This is a genomic window from Kutzneria sp. 744, assembly GCF_000568255.1.
GTDB lineage: Bacteria > Actinomycetota > Actinomycetes > Mycobacteriales > Pseudonocardiaceae > Kutzneria.
Map to the genome: position 1 here is coordinate 8,239,734 of NZ_KK037166.1, position 9,979 is coordinate 8,249,712.

The window sequence follows — 9,979 nt, forward strand, 5'->3', positions numbered from 1 at the left end:
TAGGAACAGCGAGGCTTCGAGCAAACGGCACAACTGCCAGGTCGAGTGACGGCACAATTACCCGCAGGCGCTACCCCGAGGTCGACCACGCCACCTGCACAAGGCTCGTTCGGGCACGTCGGCGGACCAACTGACCCCGGCCGGGGGGCTGTGCGCTGGGTTTGGCGTCGCCCAGGAGGATTCCCTCCTCCTTCGAACCGGACAGCACGATGCCGGGCGAGCCGAGTTCCCGGACGCGCTGGACCAAGGGCTCGAACAAGGCGCGGGAGGCGCCGCCGCTGGCCCGGGCGATGATCAGGTGCAGGCCGACGTCCCGGGCCTGGGAGAGGAAGTCCATCAAGGGGGACAAGGGGTTGCGGCCGGGATTGGCCACCAGCTCGTAGTCGTCGACGAGGATGAACAGCTCGGGCCCGGTCCACCAGTTGCGCTCACGCAGCTGCTCGACGGTCACCTCGGGCCCGGGAAGGCGGGTCCGCATGGCGGCGGCGGCCTCGGAAACCAGGCCGGTGACGGCGTTCTCGGCGCCGGCGTAGCCGAGCAGGTGTGGACCGGTCACGGCGTCGAGCAGGCCACGCCGGTAGTCGACGACGATGATCGCGGCCTCATCGGCGGTGTAGCGGGAGGTGATGCCCTTGGCGATGGTGCGCAGCAGGTTCGTCTTGCCGGACTCGACGTCGCCGAAGGCCAGGAAGTGGGGTTCGGCGGCGAAATCGAGGTGCACGGGCTTGAGGTCCGCCTCGTCGAGCCCCAGCGGCACGGCCCTGCCCTCGCCGCCCGAGATGTCGGCCAGCGGGACTTCCCGTGGCAGCAAGCGAACCGGCGGTGCGGGCGGGTGGTGCCACGCCTTGGCCACGGCCTCGACGAACGCGGTCGTGCCGGCGGCCAACGATCCCGGCCGCTGGTCGCTGTCCACTCTGGGCAGTGCGGTGAGGAAGTGCAGCTTGTCCTTGGTCAGGCCGCGACCGGGCGCACCGGCCGGCACGTTCTGCGCGGCACGGCGGTCGATCGAGGAGTCGGCGGGATCACCGAGGCGCAGCTCGAAGCGGGTGCCGGCGGCGTCGCGCAGCTGGGGCCGCACGCCCATCCACCAGTTGGCGGAGACGATCACGTGGATGCCGAAGCCCAGGCCACGGGCGGCCAGCCCGATCACGGCCTGCTCCAGCTGTTCCTGCTCCTCGCGCAGCGTCGCCCAGCCGTCCACGACCAGGAAGACGTCGCCGAACTCGCGGCCGTCGGCGCTCTCGGTGAACTCCGACCGGCGCTGCCGGAACGTGTTGACGGAGTCGATCGCGTTGGCGCCGAAGAACAGCTCCCGCTCGGCCAGCAGCGTCGCCACCTCGGCGACGATCCGCCGCAGGCGCTCGGGCTCGCGGCGGGTGGCGTAGCCGCTGACGTGGGGCAGGCCGGAGATCGGGCGCAGCGCGCCGCCGCCCATGTCCAGCACGAAGAACTGGGCCTCGGCCGGCGTGTGGGTCAGCGCCAGCACGCCGATCAGCGCGCGCAGCAACGTGCTCTTGCCGCTCTGCGGCGCCCCGACCACGATCGCGTTGCCGGCGGAGCCGGACAGGTCGGCCCACAGCAGGTCACGCCGCTGCTCGAACGGCTTGTCCACGATGGCGACCGGCACGATCAACCGGCCGTTGCCGCCCCATCCGACCGGGCTCAGCCCACGCTCCGGATCCGCGCCCAGCGGCGGCATCAGCTGGTCCAGCGTCGGCGGCTCACCCAGGGGCGGCAGCCAGATCTGGTGGGCCGCCGGTCCCTTGCCCTGCAACCGGTCCACCATGGTGCCCATGATCGTCTCGCCGGTGCTCGGCAGTTCCGTCGCCACCGGCTCGGCCACGATCTCGGGGATGGGCGTCGGCGCCAGGGTGAACGGCAGAACGGCACGGCCCTGCGCCGGGCCGGCCTCGACGACACCACGCGGCGGCAGCTCGCCGGACACGAACGCGGCCTTGAACCTGATCAGCGTTTCCGTGTCCACGCGCAGATAACCCGAGCCCGGCACCGGCGGCAGCTGGTGCGCGTCGGCCACGCCGAGCACGGAACGGCTCTCCGAGGCGGAAAACGTCCGCAGGCCGACCCGATACGACAGGTGCGAGTCGAGCCCGCGCAGACGACCCTCCTCAAGCCGTTGCGAGGCAAGGAGAAGGTGGATGCCGAGGCTGCGGCCGAGCCGTCCGATCATGACAAAGAGGTCGATGAAGTCCGGCTGGCTGGACAGCAGCTCGGAGAACTCGTCGATGATCACCAGCAGCGACGGCAGCGGATCCAGCGACGCCCCGTCCATCCGGGCCCGCTCGTAGTCACGCACGGAGGCGTAGTTTCCGGCCGCCTTCAGCAGTTCCTGCCGGCGGACCAGCTCGCCCTTGATCGCGTCGCCCATCCGGTCGACCATGGACAGGTCCTCGGCCAGGTTGGTGATCACGGCGCAGGTGTGCGGCAGGCCGGTCATGCCGGCGAAGGTCGCGCCGCCCTTGAAGTCGATCAGCGCCAGGTTCAGCTGCTCGGACGAGTGGGTCGCGGCCAAGCCGATCACCAGGGTGCGCAGCAGTTCCGACTTGCCGGAGCCGGTCGCGCCGATGACCAGGCCGTGCGGTCCCATGCCGCCCTCGGCCGACTCCTTGAGGTCCAGGTCGACCGGCCGCCCGTCGGGGTCGACGCCGATCGGCAGCCGCAGCCGTTCTAGGGCCGTGCGGCGACGCCATGTGACGGCGGTGTCGAGGTCGCGGGGATCGCCGATGCCGAGCAGCCCAGGCAGCCCGAAGTTCGCGGCCATCGGCGACGCCGCGACCACCGGTTGTCCCTGGTAGAGGGGGGCCAGTTGGCGCGCGAAGGCCTCGGCCGAGGCGTGGTCGAAGCGGTCGGGACGGCCAAGCAGTGCGATCCGTCGGTCGCTGTCCTCGCCGACGACCATGCCCAGCCGGTCGCCGGCCACGTGCAGATGGAGGTCGGTGTCCTGCGCCGGCTCGTCCGGGATGCCGCCGCTGACGTCGATCACCGTGACCGCTTGGCGGCCCCCGGCGGCCGCGAGTCGGCTGTCGTCGGAGGTGCGTCCGCCGTCCAGTACGACCACGATGTGTTGGTACTCGGGGGAATTCGCCTTGCTGAACGGCGGCCGCTCGCCGAGGTCGGCGCCGAGGAGGTCGGCCAGCACGCCGACGCGGTCGGCCACCAGGCGGGTCGGGCCGGTGGGATCGCCGGTGGTGCCCTGGTTGTGCGGCAACCACTTCGCCCATTCCCAGTCGCGGATCCGCTCCGTGGGCAGGCAGAACGCGATGCGGAGCTCGGTCGGCGAGTGGAAGGCCGCCAGCTGCGCCAGCATGGCCCGGGTCAGGTCCAGCACCTGCCGCCGATCACCGGTCACCGTGATCCGCGCGAACGAGCGCAGCGAGATCGCCACCGGGAGGTCCTGGACCGTGGCGTAGGCGCGGATGAAGTGCCGCAATGCCGTGGAGGAGACGGGATCGAGGTCCTCCAGCGGCACGGTCTGCGGCGCCCGCAGCGGGGTGGCCAGCCGCTGCGGGCCGGAGCCGACGCGGACCCGGCCGAACGCCGGATCCATCCGCCGCCGCTCCCACAGCCGTCCCCGTTCCACGAACGCCCACAGGTCGGCCGGTTCGGGCTGGGCCGCCGTCAGCGCGATCCGCTGGCGCTCCGCCACTTCCCGCACCTGGCCGCGCAGACCCGTGAGATAGCGCTGGTAGTCCCGCCGCTCCTCGTTGATCTGCGCCTTCTTGGCCGCCCCGCCCCGGGCCAGCGACATGATCACCATGCCGCCCATGGACACCGCGAACAGCGCGCCGAAGACGTAGGTCATCACGCCGCCGCTGCGTCCGATGTAGACGAACGACATCGCTCCCATGCCGAGCATCATCGGCAGGAAGAACAGCAGCTGCACCGCGCCCTGGTTGGAGCCCTTGGGCAGCATCGGCGGCGACTGCAACATGATCTCGCCGCTCGGTGGCTCCAGCGGCGCCCGCCGGGTCTGCGTAGCACTCACAACGGCATTCTGCACGGGAACAAGCGCCCGCCTTGTGGGTATTTCTACCGGCAGCTCGGAGAGCGCGAGGCCGCGCCGGTGCCTGGACCGTCGCCGGATTTCACCCGCCGCCACCCGACGCACCCATCCACCCGAGCCGATGTGGCGGGTTAAATCCGGCCAGGGAAGGCACCGGTCACGAGCGGCCTCGCCGCGACGCCGAAGGCGGCGCAATCCAACACAGTGGGTACTTTTGCCGTCTGGATGAGGCGCCGCGCCGCTCTACTCTCCGTTTCACAAGGTCGCCGACCAGGGAGGGAGTGGGATGGACACCGGTCAGTACGAGGTGCGTCCGGAGGCCATGCGGTCCGCGGTCGGCAATATCGGCGGCATCATCATGCAGACCGTCAACGCCGTGCTCGACCTGGAGGCGCTGGTGTTGGCGCCGACCTCATTCGCGATGATCGGCGACGCGGTGGCGTCGGGGAACGTCGCGATGCAGGCGCAGCAGGTCGCCGCGTTGCAGTCGCTGCTGAAGGGCCTCCAAGCGGTCAATGATCTGATCAAGAAGAGCGCGGACGCCTATGACGACGCCGATCGCGCGGTGGCGCAGGGGTTCGGCGGCAGCCCGTCGGCGGGCACGGCGAATACGGCCAGCCTGTGGTCGAGCCCGGCCGCCGGTTTGGTGGCTGCGCAGGCCTTCAACGACAGCGTGGGCGGCGCCGGTGATCCGCACTCGGTGGCCAACGTGCTGGACTACCTGGGGCATGCCGGCCTCGGCCACGACTCGTCGGCCGGGCAGTTCGCCCACGACAGCACGGGTTTCGCCAACTGGCTGGACTCGAGCCCTGATCACCAGGCCCAGGTGGGCGTGATCGGCGTGTACTCGGGCGTGGCCCGCAATCTCGGCGACATTCCCGGCGGCGTGCACGCGGGCGACGTGGTGGTGGTCAACTCGGCCATCGGCGTCGCCGGCGCCGGCGGGCAGCTCTACAACCACGGCCTGCTCACCCCGGAGTTCGGCGGCCTCGCGATGGTCCGCGTCTACCGTCCGATGCCGGCCTGACAGGAGAGACCACCGTGTTCACGTTCCCGAACTCCAGCGCCATGGACGCGACGGCGGGCTCCGGCGGGCCGATCACGTTCCTGCCGCGCATCGTCACCGGCCAGCCCGAGCAGGTCGCCGCGCACGTGGCCCACGTGCTGGACAAGGCCAAGCAGTTCGTCACGCTGATGGACGACTTCGCCAAGGCGGAGAAGCAGCTGTCCCAGGTGTGGTCGGGCGCGGCGTCGGAGACGGCGCTGAAGAAGATCACCGACTCGCTGCAGTCCTTCGAGAAGATCATCAAGGTGGTGCAGGAGGGCGCGCAGCTGCTCGGCGTGGCCGGCACGCTGGTCAAGACCGCGCAGACCGCCTACACCTCGGTGGTCTCGGCGGTGAACCCGACGGTGGCGGCGCTGATGTCGAACCCGTGGACGCATGCGGCGGCCGTCGCCCTGTCCACCGCGACTTCGGCTTCGCTGCGCGGTTTCATCGAGGCGATCGGCGGCCTGCTCAAGACATTGGGGCTGACCAAGCTCGGCACGGAGCTGACGACGCTGGCTTCGATCGTCCAGGAGCTGGAGAAGCTGTTCGGTGGCAGCAATTCCGCCTCCGCGTCGACGCCCGCGGGCACGACCCCGTCGACCACGACCGTGACGAGCAACCCGGTGACCGCGCCGGTGACGCCGCCGCCGGTGGCCTCGCCGACCGGGCAGCAGGTGACGTCGACGCCGACTGTGTCGCAACCGAACCCCTACAACTACACGCCGCCCGCGCTCGGTGGCACGGGAACCACCGCCCCGAGCACGGCCGATTCGTGGATCCCGGTCGACCCGCCGGCCGGGACCACACCTTCCACCGGCACCGTCACCACGCCTCCCGCCACCACTCCTCCGTCCACGACCGCTCCGCCCGCCACGACCACTCCGGCTTCCGACCCCGGCGTGATCAAGGTGACCACGACGATCGGCAGCGAGTCGACGACAGTGGAGATCCCGACCGGCCATGACGCCCAGGTGGACGTGGACATCCCGGTCAACGGCGAGCACGTCACCGAGCACATCTCTGTGACGGGCACGGGCAAGGTCTCGGTGTCGTGACCGACATCTCCGGGGTGGTCGCCTCAGTTCTGAACCGATACGTGAGCGTGCTCGACGAGTGCGCGAAGCAGGTCGCCGGCGATCCTGTTGCGCTGCAACAACAAGCGCAGCGGCAGGCAGACGAGGCCTCCAAGCTGGCGGCGGTGTCCTCGGACATGACCGGCTGCGCGGGCAAGAGCGATGCCAGCTGGCAGGGCACCGCGCAGCGGGCGTTCGCGTCGGCGGCGGGCGTGCTCACCAAGGACATCGACGACGTCGTGCAGCAGCTGAAGACCGAGTCGCAGCGGCTGTCCATGACCGCCAACGCGATTCAGACCACGATGTCCGCAATGGACACTGTCCGGGCCGAGTTTCTCCAATACGCCAAGGTTCTGGTCGACGAGGCGCGGACCGCGGCGACCGGGTCGGAGCAGGCGTTCCTCAACGCGGCCCAGCAGTTGGGCGACTCGGCGGTGAAGTCCGCCACGGCGTTGAGGCAGCGGCTGGCCGACGCGTTGACCCAGTTGTACGGCCTGAAGCCGGAAACCGCCGAACCCTTGGAGAAAAAGGAAGACGAGGGTCCCGGCAAGGTCAAGGTCGATCTGACGCAGCTGAAGAAGGGCTCGCTGTCGTGGATCGGTGACGAGATCCTGGACGGGCGCAAGCGGCCACGCTCGGTGCCGTCCTGGTTCTCCAACTCCGGCTGGTACAAGCTGACCGAGGACGGCGTCTCCGGCACCCGGGCGCCGAAGAAGGACGACACCCCCTTTGGCGACGCGGAGCTGCCCGAGCACACGTCGACCGGCCAGAAGATTTGGCACAGCACGGACATCACGCTGCTCAAGGGCGAAGGCGTGCTCGGTGACGAGAGCTGGGGCAAGAAGGTCGGCGACAACGTCGACGAGGCGCACGCCTACCTCGGACCCCGAGCGACCTGGGACGGGTCGGCGCTGGTGCACGGCGGTGAGTTCCGGCTCGACGGCAAGGTGCAGGGCACGCTGGCCGATGTCGGCGCGAGCGGTGCGCTGACCGACGGCGTCGTCACGGCCAAGGGCGATGTCGACGCCTACGTGGGCGGGCAGTTGGGCGGGCACCTCGACGGCAGCTCGCACGGCGTCGCCGCACACCTGGATGCCTTTGCCGGAGCCAAGCTCAGCGGGTCGGCCGGTGTCGACGTGGCGGGCATCGGTGTCGGCGCGAAGGGCGAGCTGGAGGCCGGCATCGGCGCCCAGTTCGACGGACAGGCCACAATGGACAACTGGCACGTGAAGGTCAACTTTAAGGTCGGCGCGGCGCTCGGGGTCGGCGCCAGCCTCGGCGCGAACATCGACGTGGACCTGCCCAAGGTGTGGGAGACGGCGTCGCACTACGGTCATGAGGCGTACGAGTCGGTGAGCAACACGGCGTCGCAGGCGGCGCGGGCGATCGGATCGGTATGGTAGAGCTGCCGCTGGGACTGGACGTGCCGGACGGCTGGGTTCCCGTCGACCCGGCCGAATCGGGGGCTCCGGGCGCGGCGCTGGTGGTCGTGCTGCCGACGCCCGAAGGGGAGTTCACCCCGAACATCACCGTCGGCGTCGGTGAACCACAGTCCACTGTAGACCTGCGAGCCGCCGCGGATGCCGCCGTCGAACGACTGTCCGAGGTGGCCGACGAGCTCGTGGTGCGCAGCCGTCAGGACGTGGGCGAGGAACCCGCGCCTGGTGTGGCGCAGGTGATCGACCTGCTCGTGGGTGGCCAGCGGCTCGCGCAGTACCAGGTGCACCTGTCGATTCCGTTGCCGGACAACGAAGGGCACGTGGCGGTCGAGCTGGCCGGCACCTGCACGCCGTCGCAGGCCGAGCGGGCGGTGCCGGACTTCCAGCGGGTGGTGGCCAGTTTCCACCTGCGCGCGGACGAGGAGTGAGAGGCGGATCATGGACCTGGAGACGGGTGTCGATGTGCAGGGCCTGCTCGATCAGGTGCGGGTGCAGCAGGAGCAGGTGCAGCGCATCCAGCGCGGCGTCGAGGCCATGGAGGTCAAGGGTTATTCGCGCGGCAACGAGGTGACCGTGTCGCTGAAGGGTAGCGGGCAGTTCACCGACATCAGCATCGACCCCGAGTCCCTGCGCCGCTACAACGCCCGTGACCTCGGGGACATGGTGCTGGAGGCGGTGAACGACGGGCTGCGCAAGATGGCCGAGGCCACCAGCGCCCGGTTCGCGCCGGTGATCGAGGCGGCCGGCCGGATGGAGCGGTTCACGTCATGATCTCCACGACGCGCCGGATCACCGTTGTCACTCCCCGGGCGCGTGTGGATGTCGCGCTGCCGGTGCAGAGCACGCTCGCCGAGTTGGTGCCGCAGCTGGTGCGGTTGTCCGGGGCCGAAGGCCAGGCCTCGCCGGACAATCCGGGCTGGGTGCTGTCACGGCTCGGCGATTCGCCGTTCCCGCCGGGCGTCACCGTCGCCGCGATCGGCCTGCGTGACGGGGAAGTCCTGCACCTGAGCCCCCGTGAGCGGCAGGTCGTGCCGCTGTTGTTCGACGACGTGGTCGATGCCATCGCCAGCGTCGCCGCGACCAAGACCGGCGCCTGGGCCGGCCGGATTGCCCGCCGCTCCGCCCAGCTGGCCGCCGTCGCCGCCCTGCTCGGTGCCACAATCCTGCTCGCCGCCGGCCTTTCCGGGACCTGGTATGCGCCCGTGGCCTGCGGCTCGTTCGCCCTGATCCTCCTGCTCGCCGGTGGTGCCCTGGCCCGGGCCTACGGCGACTCCGGCTCCGGCGTCTCCTGCGCGGCGGCCGGCGTCGGCGCTGCCCTGTTGGCCGGTTTGACTGCTGTGCCGCCTTTTGCCGTGTCCCTGGACGTTGCCGCCCTCGCTGCCGGCTTGGCCGCCTTGACGGGCTATGGCGTGCTGGCGGCGGTGTTGTTGTCGGACCGCCTGCCGTGGTTCGGCGGCCTCGCCGTCGCGGCCGCCGCCGGGACGATCACCGCCGCCATCGTGCTGTTGTCCGGAGTTCCCGTCGTTGGGCCCGCCGCGGTGTTGACGGCCGTGATGACCGCGCTGGCTGCCCTGGCCCCGATGTTGGCACTGCGGCTGGGAAAGCTGCCGTTGCCGCGCGTCCCGGCGGATATCGAATCGTTTCGAGCCGAGGAGGAACCGACCCTCGGGCCCGACGTGCTGAATCAGACCGCCAGCGCCGAACGGATCCTGACCGGCCTGCTTGCCGCGCTGGCGCTGGCCGGCGTCGGCGGGGTTTTCGCCTTGCTGACCGACGATTCGCCTTGGCCGGCGGCGCTTTCCGGCGTGCTGGGCGTGGTGTGGTTGCTGCGCTCACGGTCGTATGCCGGCACCGCGCAGCGGCTTGTGCTGCTGCTGGCCGGTTTGGCGATGCTCGGGCGGCTCGGGGCGTGGCTGGTGACCTGGCAGCACGGGGCCCTGGTCGCCGTCGCCGTGCTGGTCGTGGCCGCGATTCTGTGCCTGGCGCACGCAAATCGTGTTCGCCGCGGCCTTCGGTCCCCGTACTGGTCGCGGATGATGGACGTCGCCGAGTTCCTGGGCCTCATTGCCATCGTGCCGCTGGTCGGGGCCGTTCTGAACGTCTATGAGGTCGTTCGCGGCGTGCTCTGAACCGGTTTCATGGCTGCCCAAGAGCGGGACTCGCGGTTTAGTCGGGGGTGGCCAGCGGTAGGGAGCGGAGGAGGGCGGGGGAGTGGCGGCCGTTGGTGGGGTAGAGGTCGGCGGCCAGGCGGCGGATCAGGGGCGTGAGGGGCTGGCGGGCGTGCTTGGCGAGATAGCCGACACGGAGGGACACGCTGGTGTCGGTGGTGCCGCTGGGGGTTCGGCGTAGCAGCAGCGAGGTGCAGGTGAACTCGGTGCCGGGAACCAGAACTCCCAAA

General features: G+C 70.4%; 7 protein-coding genes and 1 pseudogene. 6 read left to right on the forward strand and 2 right to left on the reverse strand.

Features of this window, described 5'->3' with window-relative positions:
• Positions 1–70: 70 nt before the first annotated feature.
• Positions 71–4,003, reverse strand: coding sequence for a type VII secretion protein EccC (locus KUTG_RS37960; protein WP_043723827.1), 3,933 nt, complete (start codon positions 4,001–4,003; stop codon positions 71–73).
• 304 nt (positions 4,004–4,307) lie between these two features.
• Here KUTG_RS37960 and KUTG_RS37965 point away from each other — a divergent pair, with 304 nt between their 5' ends.
• Genes KUTG_RS37965 through eccD form a run of 6 tightly spaced genes read left to right on the forward strand, consistent with a single transcriptional unit; the run spans position 4,308 to position 9,710 of the window.
• Positions 4,308–5,048 carry a hypothetical protein gene (locus KUTG_RS37965; protein ID WP_043723830.1) on the forward strand — a complete coding sequence of 247 codons (741 nt, stop codon included), beginning with the start codon at positions 4,308–4,310 and terminating at the stop codon, positions 5,046–5,048.
• Between the two features lie 14 nt (positions 5,049–5,062).
• Positions 5,063–6,124 (forward strand): WXG100 family type VII secretion target, encoded by a 1,062-nt coding sequence (locus tag KUTG_RS37970; protein ID WP_043723832.1) that lies wholly within the window; start codon positions 5,063–5,065, stop codon positions 6,122–6,124.
• Positions 6,121–7,545 (forward strand): WXG100 family type VII secretion target, encoded by a 1,425-nt coding sequence (locus tag KUTG_RS37975; protein ID WP_043723834.1) that lies wholly within the window; start codon positions 6,121–6,123, stop codon positions 7,543–7,545. Before KUTG_RS37970 ends, KUTG_RS37975 begins: the two co-directional genes overlap by 4 nt.
• Positions 7,539–8,009, forward strand: coding sequence for a hypothetical protein (locus KUTG_RS37980; protein ID WP_043723836.1), 471 nt, complete (start codon positions 7,539–7,541; stop codon positions 8,007–8,009). Before KUTG_RS37975 ends, KUTG_RS37980 begins: the two co-directional genes overlap by 7 nt.
• Positions 8,010–8,019: 10 nt before the next feature.
• Positions 8,020–8,352 (forward strand): YbaB/EbfC family nucleoid-associated protein, encoded by a 333-nt coding sequence (locus KUTG_RS37985; protein WP_043723837.1) that lies wholly within the window; start codon positions 8,020–8,022, stop codon positions 8,350–8,352.
• Complete coding sequence (eccD, locus tag KUTG_RS37990; RefSeq protein ID WP_043723839.1) at positions 8,349–9,710, forward strand: type VII secretion integral membrane protein EccD; 1,362 nt, start codon at positions 8,349–8,351, stop codon at positions 9,708–9,710. The genes KUTG_RS37985 and eccD overlap by 4 nt, the downstream gene beginning before the upstream one ends.
• A 37-nt stretch (positions 9,711–9,747) precedes the next feature.
• Here eccD and KUTG_RS37995 read toward each other — a convergent pair.
• Positions 9,748–9,979, reverse strand: a pseudogene (locus tag KUTG_RS37995) (hypothetical protein); the annotation flags it as partial.